General features: G+C 67.8%; 17 protein-coding genes. 9 read left to right on the forward strand and 8 right to left on the reverse strand.

The window, feature by feature from the left end; translation table 11 throughout:
- Positions 1-19: 19 nt before the first annotated feature.
- Both ACFWPX_RS28395 and ACFWPX_RS28400 read left to right on the forward strand, forming a co-directional pair.
- Positions 20-814, forward strand: a complete 795-nt coding sequence (locus ACFWPX_RS28395; RefSeq protein WP_378930564.1) for a helix-turn-helix domain-containing protein — start codon at positions 20-22, stop codon at positions 812-814.
- Positions 815-871: 57 nt separating this feature from the next.
- The gene (locus tag ACFWPX_RS28400; protein ID WP_378930566.1) at positions 872-1,315 is read left to right on the forward strand and encodes a DUF5990 family protein; all 444 of its coding nucleotides are present in this window, start codon (positions 872-874) and stop codon (positions 1,313-1,315) included.
- 52 nt (positions 1,316-1,367) lie between these two features.
- On the opposite strand, the gene ACFWPX_RS28405 is transcribed toward ACFWPX_RS28400, so the two are convergent.
- Both ACFWPX_RS28405 and ACFWPX_RS28410 read right to left on the reverse strand, forming a co-directional pair.
- Positions 1,368-1,931 carry a TetR/AcrR family transcriptional regulator gene (locus tag ACFWPX_RS28405; RefSeq protein ID WP_378914672.1) on the reverse strand — a complete coding sequence of 188 codons (564 nt, stop codon included), beginning with the start codon at positions 1,929-1,931 and terminating at the stop codon, positions 1,368-1,370.
- Complete coding sequence (locus ACFWPX_RS28410) at positions 1,912-3,129, reverse strand: MFS transporter (RefSeq protein ID WP_378930568.1); 1,218 nt, start codon at positions 3,127-3,129, stop codon at positions 1,912-1,914. Before ACFWPX_RS28410 ends, ACFWPX_RS28405 begins: the two co-directional genes overlap by 20 nt.
- A gap of 264 nt (positions 3,130-3,393) precedes the next feature.
- Here ACFWPX_RS28410 and ACFWPX_RS28415 point away from each other — a divergent pair, with 264 nt between their 5' ends.
- The 4 genes from ACFWPX_RS28415 (at position 3,394) to ACFWPX_RS28430 (ending at position 9,049) form a co-directional block, all read left to right on the forward strand.
- A complete protein-coding gene (locus tag ACFWPX_RS28415; protein WP_378914896.1) occupies positions 3,394-4,812 on the forward strand; it encodes a glyceraldehyde-3-phosphate dehydrogenase in 1,419 nt (472 codons plus the stop codon).
- Positions 4,813-5,098: 286 nt separating this feature from the next.
- Positions 5,099-6,475, forward strand: a complete 1,377-nt coding sequence (locus ACFWPX_RS28420) for a hypothetical protein (RefSeq protein ID WP_378930570.1) — start codon at positions 5,099-5,101, stop codon at positions 6,473-6,475.
- A 106-nt stretch (positions 6,476-6,581) separates the two neighbouring features.
- Positions 6,582-7,829: an AAA family ATPase gene (locus tag ACFWPX_RS28425; RefSeq protein WP_378914666.1), complete on the forward strand. Its 1,248-nt coding sequence runs from the start codon at positions 6,582-6,584 to the stop codon at positions 7,827-7,829.
- Complete coding sequence (locus ACFWPX_RS28430; RefSeq protein WP_378930572.1) at positions 7,826-9,049, forward strand: VWA-like domain-containing protein; 1,224 nt, start codon at positions 7,826-7,828, stop codon at positions 9,047-9,049. The genes ACFWPX_RS28425 and ACFWPX_RS28430 overlap by 4 nt, the downstream gene beginning before the upstream one ends.
- A gap of 10 nt (positions 9,050-9,059) precedes the next feature.
- Here the strand turns inward: ACFWPX_RS28430 and ACFWPX_RS28435 are convergent, their stop codons facing one another.
- Positions 9,060-9,473, reverse strand: coding sequence for a hypothetical protein (locus ACFWPX_RS28435; protein ID WP_378930574.1), 414 nt, complete (start codon positions 9,471-9,473; stop codon positions 9,060-9,062).
- A 179-nt stretch (positions 9,474-9,652) separates the two neighbouring features.
- On the opposite strand from ACFWPX_RS28435, the gene ACFWPX_RS28440 reads away from it, so the two are divergent.
- From ACFWPX_RS28440 to ACFWPX_RS28450, 3 genes are read left to right on the forward strand one after another with little or no spacing between them, the layout of a single operon-like run.
- The gene (locus ACFWPX_RS28440) at positions 9,653-10,585 is read left to right on the forward strand and encodes a PDR/VanB family oxidoreductase (protein ID WP_378930577.1); all 933 of its coding nucleotides are present in this window, start codon (positions 9,653-9,655) and stop codon (positions 10,583-10,585) included.
- 13 nt (positions 10,586-10,598) lie between these two features.
- Positions 10,599-11,798: an FAD-dependent oxidoreductase gene (locus ACFWPX_RS28445; protein ID WP_378930580.1), complete on the forward strand. Its 1,200-nt coding sequence runs from the start codon at positions 10,599-10,601 to the stop codon at positions 11,796-11,798.
- Positions 11,798-13,309, forward strand: coding sequence for a class I adenylate-forming enzyme family protein (locus tag ACFWPX_RS28450; protein ID WP_378930583.1), 1,512 nt, complete (start codon positions 11,798-11,800; stop codon positions 13,307-13,309). The genes ACFWPX_RS28445 and ACFWPX_RS28450 overlap by 1 nt, the downstream gene beginning before the upstream one ends.
- Here ACFWPX_RS28450 and surE read toward each other — a convergent pair.
- Genes surE through ACFWPX_RS28475 form a run of 5 tightly spaced genes read right to left on the reverse strand, consistent with a single transcriptional unit; the run spans position 13,287 to position 17,870 of the window.
- Entirely contained in the window at positions 13,287-13,997 is a 711-nt protein-coding gene (surE, locus tag ACFWPX_RS28455; RefSeq protein ID WP_378930586.1) for a 5'/3'-nucleotidase SurE, read from the reverse strand. The two genes, ACFWPX_RS28450 and surE, sit on opposite strands and share 23 nt — an antisense overlap.
- The gene (locus ACFWPX_RS28460) at positions 13,972-15,153 is read right to left on the reverse strand and encodes an ABC transporter ATP-binding protein (protein ID WP_378930588.1); all 1,182 of its coding nucleotides are present in this window, start codon (positions 15,151-15,153) and stop codon (positions 13,972-13,974) included. The genes surE and ACFWPX_RS28460 overlap by 26 nt, the downstream gene beginning before the upstream one ends.
- A 5-nt stretch (positions 15,154-15,158) precedes the next feature.
- Complete coding sequence (locus ACFWPX_RS28465; protein WP_378914650.1) at positions 15,159-15,974, reverse strand: carbohydrate ABC transporter permease; 816 nt, start codon at positions 15,972-15,974, stop codon at positions 15,159-15,161.
- Positions 15,961-16,887, reverse strand: a complete 927-nt coding sequence (locus ACFWPX_RS28470) for a carbohydrate ABC transporter permease (RefSeq protein ID WP_378914648.1) — start codon at positions 16,885-16,887, stop codon at positions 15,961-15,963. The genes ACFWPX_RS28465 and ACFWPX_RS28470 overlap by 14 nt, the downstream gene beginning before the upstream one ends.
- Complete coding sequence (locus ACFWPX_RS28475) at positions 16,884-17,870, reverse strand: sugar phosphate isomerase/epimerase family protein (protein WP_378930590.1); 987 nt, start codon at positions 17,868-17,870, stop codon at positions 16,884-16,886. Before ACFWPX_RS28475 ends, ACFWPX_RS28470 begins: the two co-directional genes overlap by 4 nt.
- Positions 17,871-17,901 lie beyond the last annotated feature (31 nt).

Consider the following 17,901-nt stretch of genomic DNA (forward strand, 5'->3'; position numbering starts at 1 on the left):
CTCTGGGTGTCGTGCAAGCATGGCGATCATGGGCGGTCCGGCACTTCCAGAAACGCGCTGTCATGCGCAGGCGACGGTGTGGCTGTGGCCGGGCCACGCGGTGTACCGAGGCCCTTCCCTGCGGCTCGACGCGCACTGCGGCACCGTGCATTGCCTGGCGGTCGGGCTGGATGCGCCGTTCACCCTGCACGTGGGCGACCGGGAGGAGACTGTGCGTTCCGCGCTGATTCCGCCCCGGATGATCCATCGGGTCGTGTGCAACGGCGAGCGGATGCTGTTCTGCTACATCGATCCGAGCTCGCCGCAGGCAACCAGCTGCTGGAATCGCATGACCGCGCACAACCAGGGAATCGGTCTGGCGCACAGCGAGGAAGCTGACCTGATCGGTCTTGCCGCGCGGCTCGAGTTCGATCCCGTCGCGGCAGTAGACCTGGCGTGCGGCCCCGGCGCGACGAACATCGACCCCCGGATCGTGGCCGCGGCGGCGACACTGCAAGCGCACCCGGCCCGCCCGAACTCGGCCGCCGAGCTCGCTGCCGAAGCCCATCTGTCGACCTCACGTTTCCTGCACCTGTTCAACGCGCACGCAGGCACCAGTTTCCGCCGATACCGGATGTGGGCTCGCATGCTCAGCGTCGGCCGTGCCGTTGCGAAGGGCACCGATTTGACGACAGCGTCCTCGGACGCCGGTTTCGCCAGCCCTTCCCACTTCAGCGACGCCTTCCACGCGATGTGTGGTCTCACCGCCAGCAGCCTGCTCGCCGCGGGTACTCGCGTCGTCGTCCTCGATGGAGTGCCGGCCAGGAACGACTGAGCGGTGTCGAGGGCGCGCAGGCACGGCATCGATCAGCGGGTGCACGAGAATGGTCGGATGCTCATCCGAATCGTGGGGACGCAACTGCCCGGGCTGTCCTGCCGTCCGGCGGGGATCGAGACGGCGTACTCGAACATCCACGTAGGCGTGCAGCGGAAGAATCGTCCGCAGGAACTGCTCGATCCGCAGCGTGGCGACGCGGACGCTGTCACGTGGACTGTGGAGTGCACCGTCGACGGCACCGATATCCGCGGGCCCTACATCCAGGGCAGGCCGGGGGATCGGTTCCTCTATCTCAGCTGGGGCACCGTCGACGACGCCGGAACCGTCACCATGTTCCGGCGGGCCAAACTGATGCTCGCCGACGTGCCCGCCGAGGTGCTGGCCGCCGCGACGGAATCAGGAGTACTCGAGGCCCGGCTCGGCCTCACCGATGCGACCGGAAACCCGTTGTGCGCGAGGGTGAAACCAGCCCTGATCCGCTGGACTGCCGCAACCTGACCGCGCCGTCGGCCTCGACCTGGCAGGCCGGGCACAATGGCCGACGGCCTGGTCAGCGGGGGAGCAAGATCGTCGTCAGGACCGCTTCCCATTCCGCCGCGCTGGGCGGTTCACCGGTGACCAGGGCCTGGATCAGCATGCCGTCGACGGTTCCCGACAGAATGCGCAAACGTATCGCGTCGTCGGTGTATCGACGGCCGAAGCGCTCGATCGCGCCCAGCCAGCGTAGCGGTGGGTCTCGCAATTCGGGGCGGCAGGCGGCAAGCAGGTAGAGCTCGAACTCGGCCTGCAGGTGCATGGTGTCGGCCAGTGCCGCGACCATCATCGCGGCCAGCGCCCGCACCCCCTCCGCGCCGCCCCCGCTCGCCTCGGTCAGCTGCCGGATCCGTTCGGCATCCTGATCCATGCAGGAGGTGAGGGCGGCGGTGAGGAGGTCGTCGATCGTCGTGAAGTGGTAGGCGGCTGATGTCGGTGGCTGCCCCGCTTCCTTGGCGACGGCGCGGTGGCTGACGCCTGCGACGCCGTCGCGGGCGACCACCCGGAGCGTGGCCTCGATCAGCTCCTTCTTGCGCCGCTCCCCCTTGAGCTTGCGGCCGTCAGTGCTCGCCTCGCCCAACCTCGACCTCCTCGCGCGCGGCTCTCGCCAGCGGCGCTCTCGCCAACAATGCCACCGTCAAGGCTACGGTGCCTGCCACGACCGCCACGGCGAAGCCCGCGGCCTGTCCCGACCGGTCGACGACCGTGCCCGAGATCAGCGCGCCGAGCGCGATGCCCGCGCTGAGTCCGGTGAGCGCCCAGGTCATGCCCTCGGTGAGCGCGGCCGCGGGCACGGTGCGCTCGACCAGCCGCATGATCAGGATCATCGTCGGTGCGAAGAACGCACCGGAAACGAACATCGCCACCGCCAGCGCGGGGATCCCGTCGACCAGCAGTAGCGGCAAAGTTGTCAGCATCGTGCCCGCTACGGCCAGGGCGAGCTGTCGCGGTAGCGGCATCGACAGCCGGTATGCCCCGAAGGCCAGCCCGGACAGGGCCGACCCGGCGGCGTAGGCGGCCACCACTATTCCGGCACTCGCGGGGGTGCCGAGCTGCTCGGCGAAGGCGACGCTGACCACGTCCACGGTACCGACGATCACACCGCCCGCCGCGAGGATCGATGCCAGCATCCGCACCGCCGGGATCCTGATGGCCGAGGCCTTCTCGTCAGCCGGAACATCCGCTCGCACGGCAGGTTCAGTCCGCTTCTGCGGGACGAAAAGCAGCACTCCCACCATCAGCAGAATCACCGCGAGCAAAGGCCCTGCCTCTGGGAACAGTGCCGTCGACAGAACGACCGCCAGTGCTGGACCGGCGACGTAGGTCAGTTCGTCGACCACTGATTCCAACGAGAACGCCGTGTGCATCTGAGGGGAGTCGGCGTGCACATATGACCAGCGGGCTCGCACCATGGCCGACATGTTCGGCAAGGTCCCGGCCAGCGCGGCAGCGGCGAACAAAGTCCAGGTGGGCGCGTCGTAGCGGGCGCTGAGCAGCAGTGCGGCCGAGCCGAGCACGCTGAGGCCCATCGCGGGAGGCAGCACTCGACCCTGCCCGAGTCGGTCGACCAGCCGGGAAACCTGCGGTCCGACGATGGCCGTGCTCGCGGTGAAGGTCGCCGATACGGCACCGGCCAGCGCGTACTCGCCGCGCAGCTGCGAAATCATCGTGATGATGCCGATCGCCATCATGGCCAGCGGTATCCGGGCGACGAAGCCCGCGGCGGAAAAGGCAACGGCTCCAGGGGCTTTGAACAGGGCGGCGTACGGGTTCGGCATCGAGGTCTACCTCCAAAACAACTTGAACGACTGCTTCAATTGTTTACCGTACGTCACCCGGGTAGGGCAGGGATGCGGATGGCGGGCGTCTCGGTGCGCGGCGGGTTCGGTGCGACGCCGATCTCACCAGGAGGGAGTGGTCATCGGTGAATTTGTGGACCTCACTAGCATCAATACGGCGCAAATATCGATGAACCCAGAGGACGTGTGTTGACTACCGAACAACTTGATCGCTGGAACGCTCAGGAAGCTGCTGCTGAGGCGATGATTCCGATCATCGGGACGCTGTATCGCAGCAAGGGTGTGACGATTCTGCTGCACAGTCGGTCGCTGGTGAACAAGTCGGTGATCAGCATTCTGCGGACGCATCGGTTCGCGCGGCAGATCGGCGGCGAAGAGCTGTCGGTGGACGAGACGCTGCCGTTCCTGCAGGTGATCAGCCGGTTGGATCTGGGGCCGTGCAAGATCGATCTGGGTCAGCTCGTGATGGCCTATCACGCGGATGCGCGTGGGCTGTCGGTCCAGGAGTACACCACGGCGGTGCTGGCGCAGGTGAGTGACGACAACAAGGCCGTGTCGCAGGGGCCGCGCGATGTGGTGCTCTACGGGTTCGGGCGGATCGGGCGGCTGGTCACCCGGCTGCTGATCGAGAAGGCCGGGTCGGGCAACGGGCTGAGCCTGCGCGCGGTGGTGGTGCGCAAGGGTGGCGACGACGACCTGGCCAAGCGGGCATCGCTGCTGCGCCGGGACTCGGTGCACGGGCACTTCAACGGCACGATCAAGGTCGATACCGACAACGACACGATCACCGCGAACGGCAACGTCATCAAGTTCATCTACAGCGATGACCCGACGACGATCGACTACACCGCCTACGGCATCGACAACGCGATCCTGATCGACAACACCGGTCGCTGGCGTGACCGCGACGGCCTGGAGCAGCACTTGCGCCCCGGCATCGCGAAGGTGGTGCTCACCGCGCCGGGCAAGGGTGACGTGCCCAACATCGTGCACGGCGTCAACCACCGCGATCTGGACCTGTCGCAGCAGATCTTCTCCTGCGCCTCGTGCACGACCAACGCGATCGTGCCGCCGCTCAAGGCCATGGACGACGAATTCGGGATCGTCCGCGGACACGTCGAGACGGTCCACTCGTTCACCAACGACCAGAACCTGCTGGACAACTACCACAAGGCAGACCGTCGCGGCCGCTCCGCGCCGTTCAACCTGGTGCTCACCGAGACCGGTGCCGCCTCGGCCGTCGCCAAGGCGATGCCGGACTTCAAGGCCAAGATCACCGGCAACTCCATCCGCGTTCCCACCCCGGACGTCTCGGTCGCGATCTTGAACCTGCAGCTGAAGCAGGACACGACCAAGGAAGATGTGCTGGCCTACCTGCGTCAGGTATCCCTGGCGGGCCCGTTGAGCCGCAACCTCGACTACACGGCCGCCACCGACGCGGTCTCGAGCGACTTCATCGGCTCGCGCGCGGCCTCGATCATCGACGCCAACGCCACCATCGTCGAGGGTGACACCGCGATCCTCTACGTCTGGTACGACAACGAGTTCGGCTACTCGTGCCAGGTGGTCCGGACCGTGCAGTACATCTCGGGCATCGAATACCCGACCTATCCGCAGCTCGGTGCGCAGTCCGACGCACGCGAACTGACCGCCGCGCAGTAGCGGCGCTCGGGGCGAGGCGGGCACCCGGTCTCCGACCAGGGCCCGCCTGCCTCGTCGGCTCGACGGCGGACCGAGCGACCCGACCGTCACCGCTTGTCGGGTCGCTCGTTGTTGTGCATACTGGCGATATGACATCGAGTCGAAAGGGCGTCCTGCGCCCGGGCCGTTGAGCCCCACGCCGGTCATCGCACCGGCTTCTCTCCCGCGTGAACGCGGGGACTTCACCGAAAATCCGCAGTGTTCCCGTACGTCCTATGACGATGCGCGCCTTGACCTCTGGCTGCGCGTGCGCGAACTCGCCGTGCCGCCCGCCATGATCGAGGTGGCCACCGCACGGCGGCTCGTCGGCGACTGGTCGGGAGCCTGCGCCGCGGCGCACGTCGATCTCGATGTGGATCTGCGGACGTTGGCGCGGACTCACGGGCGAGGACTTGCCGCCAGGGTACGGGCCGACCTGCGGTACCTGGCACCGGACCTGTTGCGCTGGCACCTACCCAGAATCGCACCGGACGGTCTGCTGCGACCCGGGTTGACGATGGTGCTGGCTCGCTACGACGCCGGATTCATCGCGGGCCTCGGCAGCGCGGCCGGTGACGGAACGCGTTGTGACGGTGCGGATTCCGTGTACCTGGTGGTCCGCACGCCACCCGCTTGGGCGGGCGCCGGTCAGCGGATCAGCCTCGCGCTGTGGGACACGGCGAGCCCCGCGACCAGCGCGCGCATGCACCCACACCCCCGACCCAACAGTCGCTACCGGCTAGACCTGCACCGTCACCTGTGGGATTCGCGCAGGGTGGGGGAGTTGCGAACCCGTGCTGGGGCAGGACAATTCGCTGCCGAGAGGCTTGCGGCAGGCGACGACCCCGATCCCGGGGTGTCCGCAACGGTGCCGCCGGGTTGTGCCGTCGACCGGTGGGCGGACGAAGCGGGGATTCTGCTGCGGGCGCAGGGGCGTCGGTCCGGGCTGGTGCTGGTTCGGTGTGGTGCGCGGAAACGGGTCGTGTTGGACGTGTGGGCGGATGACCCACCCACAGTGCGGATTTCGAGGGAACACCCGCGCGGCGGAATCTCCGCCCTTCCGGTCCTGCCCGACGCGGCGACCTGGGTGCTCCCCGATCTGGAATTGCTGCGCGCGGGCGCGATCACCGCCGATCGACTGCATCCGCTGGTCGCCTCGGCGCTCGGCTGCGACGGCCTGCCGACCGAGACCTCCGGGATCACCGCCGACGGTCATCGGATCGTGGCGTGCCGGGGCGAACGCCACCGGATCGGTTTGGTGAACGGCGTGCTCGCCGCTCTGGATCACGACCCCACCGAAATCCGGCGCGAGGAACTCCTGGCTGCCCTGACCGGAACCCCGATGCCCTGCCTACAGGCCATCGATCGGTCACTGCGCCAACCGGATTGGCTCGTCGACGTCTGCGACCGCCTGGACCACGGCGATATCGACGGCGCCCTCACCATCGTCGAGGCCAAGCTCGGCGCCGACGCGGTACTGCGCGACGGACCACTTCGCGACGCGCTCGAAGCTGCTGTACGACAACGGATCACCTATGGCCTGTTCCGGGCGGGCCTGCCCGCGCCCGGTCGCGGCCACATCCCGCCCGACCGGTACGACCGCAAGGGTCGTCGCGCACGTCCGAAACACCTGGCCCTGCGCTGAGTTGCCGTCCCTGCCATCAGGGTCACGCCTTGTCGCGCTGACAGGCGGAGCTCGCTCCACCTGCTCTCATCCATCGAATTCTTCCGAACCCAAAGGTGATTCACACATGACTGTTCATTCTCTCTGCCCGCCGCTCCCGATTCGCCCCGCCGACTCCCAGCTCGACGTCGCGGGCGAACTGCTCGCCTTGCTGGGTGAGGTGAAGACGGAACCGCGCACCAACACGCAACTGGAAGCGCTGACCTTGGCCGTGGCCGCCGACCTGCCGGTGCTGCTGTGGGGTGAGCCGGGCATCGGTAAGACCGCTGCCCTGACCCAGCTCGCGCAGTCCCTCGACCTGCCGCTGACCACGGTGATCGCGAGTGTGCACGAGCCCTCGGACTTCTCGGGCCTGCCGATCATCGGCGACGACCCCGCGACCCAGGGTGTACCGATGGCGCCGCCGGACTGGGCGGTTCGACTCGTGCGGGCCGGGCGCGGCTTGCTGTTCCTCGACGAACTGTCCACCGCACCGCCCGCCGTGCAGGCCGCGCTGCTGCGCGTGGTTCTCGAAAGGCGGGTCGGCGCACTGGAACTGCCGCCGGGAGTGCGCATCGTCGCGGCCGCCAACCCGCGCTCGTCGGCCGCCGACGGCTGGGAGCTGAGCCCGCCGCTGGCGAACCGCTTCGTGCACCTGCAATGGACCCACGAGCACGACGTCGTCGTCCGCGGCCTCGGCGGAACATGGCCGCGCGCGACCTTGCCCCGGCTCGCGCCCGAAAGCCTGACGGAGGCAGTCGCCTTCGCCCGTCGTTCGGTGTGCACCTTGCTCGCGGCGCGGCCCAAGCTGGTGCATCAGATGCCCACCACCGAAACCCGGCGGGGCGGTGCCTGGGCCTCACCGCGGAGTTGGGAGATGACCGTGCGGCTGATCGCCTTCGCCACCGCGGCCGACGCGAGTCGTGATGTGCTGTCACAGTTGATCCGCGGCACAGTCGGTGACGGCCCCGGTTTCGAACTGCTGACCAGCATCGACCGGATGGATCTGCCCGACCCGGAAGCACTGCTGGCAGATCCTGTCGCCGCGGAACTGCCGACGCGGGGCGACCTGCGCCAGGCCGTTCTCGACGGTGTGGTGGCCGCGGTTCGCAAACGACCGGAGCGGGGTCGGTGGGACGCGGCTTGGTCGCTGCTGGTGAAAGCCGTGGAAACCGGAGCACCCGACCTGGTGGTCGTTCCCGCGACAACGCTGGCCACACTGCGCCGCGACAACTGGGAGGTGCCTGCGGCGATCGAACAACTCGCCGGGGTGGTGTCGGTGTCGCAGAGCGCCGATCGCGCCGCGGCCCGCGTTGCCGTCAAGGCGGGCCGATGACAGCGGACACCGCTCGACTGGATTTCGGCAAGCTGTATGCCGCACGGCTGCACGCGGTTTCGGCCCGTCCCTATCTGTCGACCGCTCTGTACGCGCTGCACATCGTCGAGTCGCCGAGGGCGCCGACGATGGGCGTGGACAAACACTGGCGGTGCTACGTCTCGCCACGGTTCGTCGACTACACACCGGTGGAAGAACTGGCTTCGATACTGGTGCACGAGGTTTCGCACCTGCTGCGAGACCATCACGCGCGCAGCGACCGCTACGCGCACGCCCACGACCTGACCGGTCCGGGAGAGCGGCTGCGCATGAACATCGCCGCGGATGCCGAGATCAACGACGACGCGTTCGGTGACGGGCTGGTCTGGCCCGAGGGCGCGGTGCTGCCGAGCACCCTGGGGTTGAGCGCGGGTCAGCTCATGGAGGACTACCTGGGCCAGTTCCGCCTCGGGCACCTCACCGAAGGCATGGCGTGGCTCGACTGCGGTAGCGGCGCCGACGGATCGGACCGCGAATGGGAGCTGGGGCCCGACGGCGCGGACGGTCTCAGCGAACAGCAACGCGACGGCGTCCGATTCCTCGTGGCGCAGGGCATCATCGGGCGTCCAGGAGACGCGCCCCAGGGATGGCGACGCTGGGCGAAGGAAGCCCTGCATCCCTCACAACCATGGCGGGACCTGCTCGGTGCGGCCCTGCGCGCGGCCGCCTCGGCCCCCGGCGTCGGCGAGGACTACACCTACCGGCGCCCCGCCCGCCGCTCGACCGCACTCCCCGGCATCGTGCTGCCTAGTCTGCGTCGCACCCCAGCCAAGGTCAGCGTGGTCATCGATACCTCGGGTTCGGTCAGCGACGACGAACTGGGCAGCGCCCTGCTCGAGGTCGCCGCCATCATCCGCGCCGTCGGCGGACGCCGCGACCTGGTCACCGTGTTCTCCTGCGACGCGGCGGCCCGAATCGCCCACCCGCTGTGCCAGGCCGAGGGTATGACGCTGATCGGCGGTGGCGGCACCGACCTGCGCACCGGTTTCACCCAGGCCCTGCGCACCCGCCCGGACGTACTCGTAGCCCTGACAGACGGCCAAACCCCCTGGCCCTCCCACCAACCGGCCTGCCGAACCGTCGTCGGCCTCTTCCGCCGAGAACGCGCATGGCGCCACGACGACCCGGACTATGTCCCGGACAGCCCACCCGCATGGGCACGGGTGGTCGACATCGGCTGAGAAGAGTCGTTCACCTACTGGCGCGCCGCGCCCGTACCCATGGCGACACGAACATGAACGAGCCGGACAGGAAGAGTCCGGCGAGTGGGATCAGCGGGAGGTAGGAGACCCACACGATCGGCTCCGGTCGCGCCAGCGCGATCACGGTGGCGACAACGGTGACGACGAATACCACCGCAGACCAGCGGTGCACCTGGCGGACGCGACCAGCACTGCCGCCGAACGCCGACGACGGCTGTGGGCCGCGCAGGAGCCGTACGAACATCAGCGCACCGGACAGGAACAGCCCGGCGAGCGGAATCAGCGGCAGGTAGACCAACCACTCCGGGCCGCTGACCGACAACCCGATCACCGTAATCACCACGGCCGCGAGGAAGGCGACCGCCAGCCCGCGGTGAGTTCGTCGAACCCAGGTGACGTTCATCGCAAAACCCTTTCGTTGATCCGTGGAAACAATGCTGACACGGCGCCGACCTGGAAACTTCTCGATTCCTGACCGTTTCTCCCGTCGGCTACCGATAGTCGATCGACCCCATTTCAATCCGGCAATTCGTTGAAAGTATCAATCCTCGCGGGCCGCCGAACGCCTGCGAGACTCGTCGTGTGATCAGCGCGATTGTGCGAATTCGGTCCATTACCTACGAATCAGAGGGCGTGCTGTCCTTTGTGCTCACCGACCCCGGCGGCGCGCCACTGCCGCCGTGGGCACCGGGTGCGCACGTGGATGTCGTCCTGCCCGACGGCGTCGTTCGCCAGTACTCGCTGTGTGGCGATCCCGCGAATCGGGACAGTTATCGCATCGCGGTGCTGCTCGAGGAGCAGGGTCGGGGCGGGTCGGCGTGGATGCACGAGAAGGTGCGGCCGGGCACGCTGCTGGAGATCCGGGAACCACGCAACAATTTCCCGCTCACGCAGGCGGCGAGCTACCTCCTGATCGCCGGCGGCATCGGGATCACCCCGCTGTTGCCGATGATCCGTGAACTCGAACAGCGCGGCGCCGCATGGCAATTGCACTACGGCGGCCGCACCGGCGCGCGGATGGCCTTCGTCGATGAGCTGTCCGCCTACGGTGCGCGGGTTCGTCGCTACGCGCAGGACGAAGTCGGGCTGATGCCACTGGCCGAGATTCTCGAGCCGGTGACCTCGGGCACGCTGGTGTACTGCTGTGGTCCCGAGCCGCTGCTCACCGCCGTCGAGCAGCACTGCGCGGCGGATGCGTTGCGGGTCGAGCGATTTCATCCGAAGGAGATCGCGGCGATCGGACCGGACCGGCCGACGACGGTGGTGCTCAACCGCTCCGGCCGGGCCATCGATGTGCCCGCCGGTTCGTCGGTCCTCGACGCGCTCGAACGGGCCGGTGCGGACGTGCTGTGGTCGTGCCGCGAAGGAACGTGCGCGACCTGCGAAACCACGGTGCTCGAAGGTGAAGTCGAGCACCGTGATTCGGTTCTCACCCCGGCTGAACAAGAGTCGGGCAAAACCATGATGATCTGCGTCTCCCGAGCGCGCACGGACCGCCTCGTGCTCGATGCCTGAAAGGTCGAAGACTGTGCACGATGTCATTGTTGTCGGCGCGCGCTGCGCTGGTGCCACGGTCGCGATGTTGCTCGCGCGACGCGGCTACCGGGTGCTCTGCGTCGACCAGGCGCTGTTTCCCAAGGATGCCGTCTCCACCCACATGCTGCGGCAGAGTGGTCTTGCGCGGCTGCGGGATTGGGGCCTGCTCGAAGAGCTGAAGGCCACGGGCTGCACGCCCATCCACTCGATCACGATGTCCTATGCCGACGCGCAGTTCTCCGGCTTCTCCGACCCCATCGACGGGATCGCCGAGACCTACGCGCCCCGGCGCATCGTGCTCGACAAGCTGTTGCAGGACGCCGCCCGGTCGGCCGGTGTGGACCTGCGCGAGGGTGTCACCGTGGTCGATCTGGTGCGCGACGGTGACGTCGTCACCGGCATCGTCGGCCGCGACCGCGACGGCGAACAGGTCACCGAACACGCCCGCCTCGTGATCGGCGCCGACGGGTACGCCTCCACCGTTGCCCAGCTCACCGGCGCCCAGAAATACGACGTGATCCCGGGGGAGACCTTCACCGCCTACTCCTACTGGTCCGGTCTGACCATGCAGAGCCAGTTGCGGATCGGCGACAAGCAGGCGGTCGGCGGCTGGCCGACCAACGACGGCAAGACGCTGATCTGGTGTGTGCAGTACGTCGACCGGTTCGCCCCGTTCCGCACCGACATCGAGCGCAACTTCTCCCTGGCGTTCAAGGAAACCGCGCCCGACCTCGCCGAACTGCTCGACACCGGCGAACGCGACGAGCGGTTCTACATCGCCCGCTACCCGGAGAACTTCTATCGCGAATCGCACGGCCCCGGTTGGGCATTGGTCGGTGACGCCGGATATCACAAGGACCCGTTCACCGGCCTCGGGATCAGCGACGCGTTCACCTACGCCGACCTGCTCGCCGAGCGTGCGCACGAGGGACTGTCCGCGGCGCGGCCGCTCGACGAAGCGCTCGCCGACTACCAGGCGCAGCGGGATCGCTCGAGCAAGCCGATGTACCGGTTCACCTGTGATTCCTCGCGACTGGTGTTGCCGGACAAGCATGTCGAGGTGATGCGGGCGCTGCCGAGCAGCCCGAAGCACACTCAGCAGTGGTTCCGGATGATGGCAGGAGGGCTCAGCGGCCGGGAGTTCTTCGCCGAGGACAACCTCGCCGCGCTGCTGAATCCGCAGGGCGCATGATGACCGTGCAACCGTTCGACACCGCCGGAATCTATCGCGACGAGCGCGGTGTCGCGCACTACGCCGGCCTGCCCGATTCCCTGGTGGAGATGCTGCGCCACACCGTGCACACCTGGCCCGACCAGGAAGCCGTCGTCGAGGTCGGCGGCGAGCGGCTCTCGTACCGGCAACTGTGGGATCGCGCGGCTCGGGTCGCGGGTGGGCTGCGGGACAAGGGGATCCAGCCGGGCGACCGCGTCGCCAGCCTGCTGAACGCCGGAACCGATTGGGTCGTCGGCTTTCTCGGGATCGTGCTCGCCGGGGCGGTGGCCGTGCCGGTCAACACTCGGTTCGCCGACCCCGAAATCGACTACGTACTGACCGACTCCGACGCCGCGTTCAGCCTTCGCCCGAATGTTCCACTGCCGCAGGGTGATTCCTATGTCTACGAGGGTGCGGGCCCGACCGATCCGGCCGCGATCTTCTACACCAGCGGTACCACCGGACGTCCCAAGGGTGCGGTCACCACCCACCGCAATCTGCTGTCCACGGTGGAGAACGTGCGCCGCCTCGCCGGCATCGCCGCCGACGAAGGCCCGATCCTGCGCAACCTGGTCTCGGTGCCGCTGTTCCACGTCACCGCCTGCAACAGCCAGCTGATTCCACAGCTCGCCATCGGCGGCAGCACGATCATCCTGCCGCAGTTCAAGATTCAGGATTTCCTGCGGGCGATCGTCGACGAGCGGATCACCTCGCTCACCAACACTCCCGCCATCTACTACCTCGCGTTCCGGCAACCCAACTTCGCCGAATTCGATCTGAGCGCGGTGAACCGGGTCGCCTACGGTGGTGCGCCGGTCGCGCCCGCGCTGGTCGCCGAGATCGCCGAGCACTTCCCGAACGCGCGGCTGGCCAACGGTTTCGGTCTCACCGAGACCTCGTCCATCTCGACCTACCTGCCTCATGAATGGGCTACCGAACACGCGGAATCGGTGGGGTTCGCGGCGCCGATCGTCGACCTGGCCATCGACGCGCCCGATCCCGCCAGTGGCGTCGGTGAACTGCTCATCCGCGGAGCGAATGTCGTTGCCGGATACTGGAACAACCCCGTCGCCACCGCCGCGACCTTCGTCGACGGCTGGCTGCGCACCGGCGACCTCGCACGCATCGACGAGCGGGGAATGGTGGCGATCGCCGACCGGGCCAAGGACATGATCAACCGCGGTGGCGAGAACGTGTACTGCGTCGAGGTGGAGAACGCCCTCGCCGGTGCCCCGGGAATCGGTGAATCCGCGGTGGTCGGGGTGCCCGACGACATGATGGGCGAGAAGGTCGGCGCCGTGGTGGTGCCCGTGCCGGGCACCGAGTTCGACGAAGCCGCCGTGCTCGACTACCTGCGTGAGCGGCTCGCCGATTTCAAAGTGCCCCAGTACTTCTCGGTGCGCGCGGCGCCGTTGCCGCGCAACCCCGGCGGGAAGATCGTGAAGACCGCGTTGCGGTCCGAACCGTTCAAGCCCGCCGGACGAGGGTGATGCTGGTCCGCCGCTGCTCGGCGAAGGCGTGGATATCGTCATCGGGCGCCAGCTCCTCGGCACGATAACCGATCGTGCTGAGGATGGCGCCGTCGGCGACGTCGAAGACATCGGTGTAATACGGCACGCGGCTGACCCTGGTGTAGGCCGGATCCGCGCCCCGGTCGGTGCCGGAGAGGTTGACGTTCGCGGCGAACCAGCCTGCCCGCGCTGCCAGCAGCGTGGTGAGTATCCGGACGGTCGCGTCGGGTACCCAACTCCAGTCCCAGCTGTGCGGCTCGGCCCACGGCCCACCGAACTCGCGCGAGAGCGCGATGCCGGGGACACCGTGCGCGCCCGCTTCCTGGACAGCACCGTAGGTGCCGCTGACATTCAGTGTGGCGCCGATGTTCTCACCCGCGTTGACCCCGCTCAGACACAGGTCGACCGGTGCGACGACGCCGGAGGTCAGCGCGAATATTACGCAGGCCGCCGGTGTCGACCCCACGTGGATCGTGGGAACTCCGGCGGTCGGTGCGGCCCGTTCCCACTCCATCGCGACGCCACTGCGCCGGGACTGGCCCGCGCCCGACATCGGTCCGCTCGGTGCTACCACCGTCGCGTCGATGCCGAGCGCGCGCACAGCTTCCGCTAACGCCAGCAGACCCGGCGCGCGGTATCCGTCATCGTTGGTGATCAGCAGGTGCATCGAAATCCGTCACTCGGGCACCGGTTTCCGGGTCGAACAAGTGCAGCCGGTCCGCCGGGACATAGACCTGGATCCGCGAACCGATGGCCGGCGCTGGATCGTTCGCGGGCAGCGTCACGGCCCACCGACCGGATTCGCCGGTGCACTGCGCGATCTTGGAGTCGCCGGTGAACTCGACCAGCTCCACCACGCCGTGCACGAGCAATCCGGGGCCGTCGTGGCTGCGCAGGGTGCCGTCGCCGGGCCGCCAGCCCAGTTTCAGTTCGGCAGGCACGCCGGGGATCGCTTGCGGGAGGAGCACTTCCAGTCCGGGCCCGGTCATCTCGTCCCCGGCCTGGTTCACGGTCACCGTCGCCAGGTTCATCGGCGGGCTGCCGAGGAACGTCGCGACGAACAGATCGACCGGGCGCCGGTACACCTGCGCCGGACTGCCGACCTGCAACACCCGCGAATCGTTCATCACCACCAGATGGGTGGCCATCGACAACGCCTCGAGCTGGTCATGGGTGACCAGCACGACGGTGTTGCCGAGCTCGCGATGCAGCCGCACCAGCTCCACCCGCGCGAGCTGGCGCAACTGCGCGTCGAGCGCGGACAGCGGCTCGTCGAGCAGCAGCACCTTCGGCTGCCGAACGATCGCCCTGGCCAGCCCGACCCGCTGACGCTGACCACCCGACAACTGCGCGGGCCTGCGGTGGCGCAGTTCGCTCAGCCCGAGGCTGTCACACGCACCGGCTACCCGCCGCTCGATCTCGGCGCGGTCCAGCCCGGACTTGCGGTTGTGCTTGCCTTCCAGCCGCAGGCCGAAGGAGATGTTTCGCTCAACGGTCATGTGCGGGTACAGCGCGAAGTCCTGGAACACCATGGAGACACCGCGTCGTCCCGGCGACACCTCGGTGACGTCGGTGCCGTCGATGAGCACCCGTCCCGCGGTGGGGGTGATCAGGCCGGACACCACGCCGAGTGCGGTCGATTTGCCGCAGCCCGACGGGCCGACCAGCACGGTCAGCGATCGGCCCGGCACGTGCAGTAGGTCGACGTCGAGAGCCGGGCGGTCCTCGCCGTATTGCTTGGTGATGCCGTCGAGCACCACGCCGGCCGAGAGGTCGAGCTCGGTGGTCAGCACCGGGGGCTCGCTCACACTGAGACTGGTCATGTCGATTACCGAACCCCTGAATGAAGGAAGGCGTCCGCGATCCGTCGCGACGCAAGGACATAGATGATGACGACCGGCAGTGACGCCAGCATCGCCGCGGCGAGCATCGGGCCGTACTCCGCGCTCTCCGGACCGAGAAACAGGGCCAGACCCGGCTGGATGGTCGTGTCCTCCGGATCGGGCATCACCAGCAGCGGCCACAGGAATTCGTTCCACGTACTGATGAACAGCAGGATCGCCACCGCGCCCAAGGCCGGGCGCAGCACGCCGAGCACCACGTGGCGCAGGATCTCCCACGACGTGGCGCCTTCGAGCACCGCCGCGCCGATCAGCGATTGCGGCACCGAACGAATGTGGTCGCGCAGCAACAGCACCGCGAGCGCGCTGACACCGAGCTGCGGGATGATCACCCCGATCGTGTGGCCCTGCCAGCCCAGCTTCGCGGTCATCAGGAACTGCGGGATGATCAGCGCCTGCGGTGGGATCAGCAGCGAAATACCCACGGCCGCGAGGACGAAGCCACGGCCGCGGGCCTTGTCGAAACGCACCAGCGCGTAGGCGGCGGGCAGTGCGACCAGCATCGTCGCGATGGTGACGCCTGCGGCCATGATGAAGGTGTTGAGCAGCAGCAGCCCGATCGGGAACCGGCCCACCGCCATCTCGTAGTTCTCCAGGCTGGCCGGATACGGGAGCGGGTTCAGATCGAAGATCGTCGACACCGGTTTGAAGGAAGTGGTCAGCGCCAAGACCACCGGGAACAACATCAGCACAATCGCTGTGATCAGTAGCAGGTGCCTGCCGATCGCGTCACCGCGTCGCACGGAATCTCCTCGAGAGCAGGGTGTGGACGGTCAGGAGCAGCCCGAACGCGAGCGCGATGACGATGGCCGCCGCCGATGCGGTGCCCGCGTCGAAAAAGGTGAAACCGTAGGTGTAGAGCCGGTAGTAGACGTTGTCGGTGGCATTGCTGGGTCCGCCGCGGGTGAGCACACCGATATTGGTGAACAGCCACGGCCACACCACCACCATCGACAGCATCCCGAGCAGGATGATCGGGCGACGCAGCTGCGGCAGGATGATCGACCGGGTGATCTCACCTTCGGTGGCGTCGTCCAGGCGCGCGGCGTCGACGGTGCGACGGTCCAGATTCGCCAGTGCCGCTCCGAACAGCAAAGTGTTGAGTGCCACCACCTTCGGTGCCGTCACCACGACGATGGTCGGCAACGCGGTGGCCGGGTCACCGAGCCAGTTGACCGGCTCCACTCCGACGAATCCGAGCGTCTGATTCACGATGCCGTACAGCGGGTCCAGAATGAACTGCCACGACAGCGCGTTGGCCACCGGCGCGAGCACCACCGGCAGGAACAACAGCATCCGGTAGAACTCGCTGGTCCGGCCGGGCCGTTTCCACAGTGCGATGGCCAGCGCGCACGGGACGACTGTCGCGAACGGCAGCACGAACAGCGCGTATTTCAGCGTGTTCCAGGCCGCGTTGCCGAATTCCGGTTCGGTGATGAGGGTTTCGTAGTTCTCGAGACCGTTGAACTCGATGTCGGGCGAGACCAGGTTCCAGTCGAGGAAGCTGAGCACCGCGGTGAACACGAGCGGGCCATAGACCCACACCACGATCGCGAGCATGGTCGGTGAGAAGTACAGCCAGGCAAGCCCGGTCGCGGCGGGGCGCTCGACCGCGCGCACCTTCGGTTCCGCGTCGCGCGCCTTGGTGAGCGTCATGAACGGGCTCGCACATCGAGCAAGCGCAGGGTGGTGTCAAGGGCCTCGGCGTGATGGCGCGCGTGGCGCATCTCGATGATGACCGCCGGGTCGCGGGGAAACGGCGTTGCCATGACCTCCGCCAGCGGGATCGTGCCCCAGCCGGGCGGCAGGTGCAGGTCGCCTTCACCGAGGAGCTCGAGTTCGTACGGGCTGGCGTCGGGCTGGCGAGCCATCCTGCCGAAATTGTCGTGCAGGTGAATGTGGCCGACCACCGGGGCGACCTCGCGAATCGCGGCCAGGAAGTCGAAATTCAGATAGCCGGCCGACAAGTACGCGTGGCCGACATCGAGGCACATCGACACCGCGGGGTGATCGATCTGCGTGACCTGCTCGGCGACCAGATCCAGGCGCATCCCATAGGAGCGGCGGGCGAGCACCGCCGGGCCGGGTGCCCGGTTCTCGACCGCGATCATGACTCCGCGCGCGCCGGATTCGTCGGCGAGATCGCGCAGCATCTTCCGTTCCGTTTCCATGCCCGCGGTCAGGGCCTCACCGTCGCTGTACAGATTCGGCAGCACTCCGGCGTGATAGACCAGCACCTCGGCGCCGATCGCGGCGGCCACCTCCAGATCCGCCAGCAGCCCGAGTTGCTGCGTCGAAGCGGTCCCGGTGTCGAGCAGGTTTCCTGTACGGCCGGACGAATGCCATGAACTGTGCAGGGTCAGTCGCAGCCGACAGTCGGCCAGCGCGTCGCGCAGCGCCGCCAGCCGGGAGCGCTGCACCTGCCCGCCGATCACCACCCCGAGGCCGCAGCCGCCGAGTTCGGCATAACCGAATCCGGCGGTCGCGGCCTCATCGAGGAATTCGCGCATCTCCTCGAAATCGGAGCGGAGGAGCTGCTTTCCCGACCACGGATTGACCGTCAGGCCGATCTTGTTCGGGATCGCGCCGCCGTTGGACGAACCGTTCGGCGGCGTGTGTGCGAATACCTGGTGTGACAACTTTGTCTCTCTTCGAGGGGGTGGTGGTTCA

The sequence above is a fragment of the Nocardia sp. NPDC058518 genome (assembly GCF_042719655.1).
GTDB lineage: Bacteria > Actinomycetota > Actinomycetes > Mycobacteriales > Mycobacteriaceae > Nocardia.

Excerpts from the sequence above, each read along its gene's own strand:
- surE (WP_378930586.1), bottom strand. The coding sequence starts at position 13,997 with ATGCACCTGCTGATCACCAACGATGACGGATACCGCGCGCCGGGTCTG.
- ACFWPX_RS28425 (WP_378914666.1), top strand. The coding sequence starts at position 6,582 with ATGACTGTTCATTCTCTCTGCCCGCCGCTCCCGATTCGCCCCGCCGAC.
- ACFWPX_RS28460 (WP_378930588.1), bottom strand. The coding sequence starts at position 15,153 with ATGACCAGTCTCAGTGTGAGCGAGCCCCCGGTGCTGACCACCGAGCTC.
- ACFWPX_RS28450 (WP_378930583.1), top strand. The coding sequence starts at position 11,798 with ATGACCGTGCAACCGTTCGACACCGCCGGAATCTATCGCGACGAGCGC.
- ACFWPX_RS28415 (WP_378914896.1), top strand. The coding sequence starts at position 3,394 with ATGATTCCGATCATCGGGACGCTGTATCGCAGCAAGGGTGTGACGATT.
- ACFWPX_RS28410 (WP_378930568.1), bottom strand. The coding sequence starts at position 3,129 with ATGCCGAACCCGTACGCCGCCCTGTTCAAAGCCCCTGGAGCCGTTGCC.
- ACFWPX_RS28435 (WP_378930574.1), bottom strand. The coding sequence starts at position 9,473 with ATGAACGTCACCTGGGTTCGACGAACTCACCGCGGGCTGGCGGTCGCC.
- ACFWPX_RS28400 (WP_378930566.1), top strand. The coding sequence starts at position 872 with ATGCTCATCCGAATCGTGGGGACGCAACTGCCCGGGCTGTCCTGCCGT.
- ACFWPX_RS28470 (WP_378914648.1), bottom strand. The coding sequence starts at position 16,887 with ATGACGCTCACCAAGGCGCGCGACGCGGAACCGAAGGTGCGCGCGGTC.
- ACFWPX_RS28430 (WP_378930572.1), top strand. The coding sequence starts at position 7,826 with ATGACAGCGGACACCGCTCGACTGGATTTCGGCAAGCTGTATGCCGCA.
- ACFWPX_RS28395 (WP_378930564.1), top strand. The coding sequence starts at position 20 with ATGGCGATCATGGGCGGTCCGGCACTTCCAGAAACGCGCTGTCATGCG.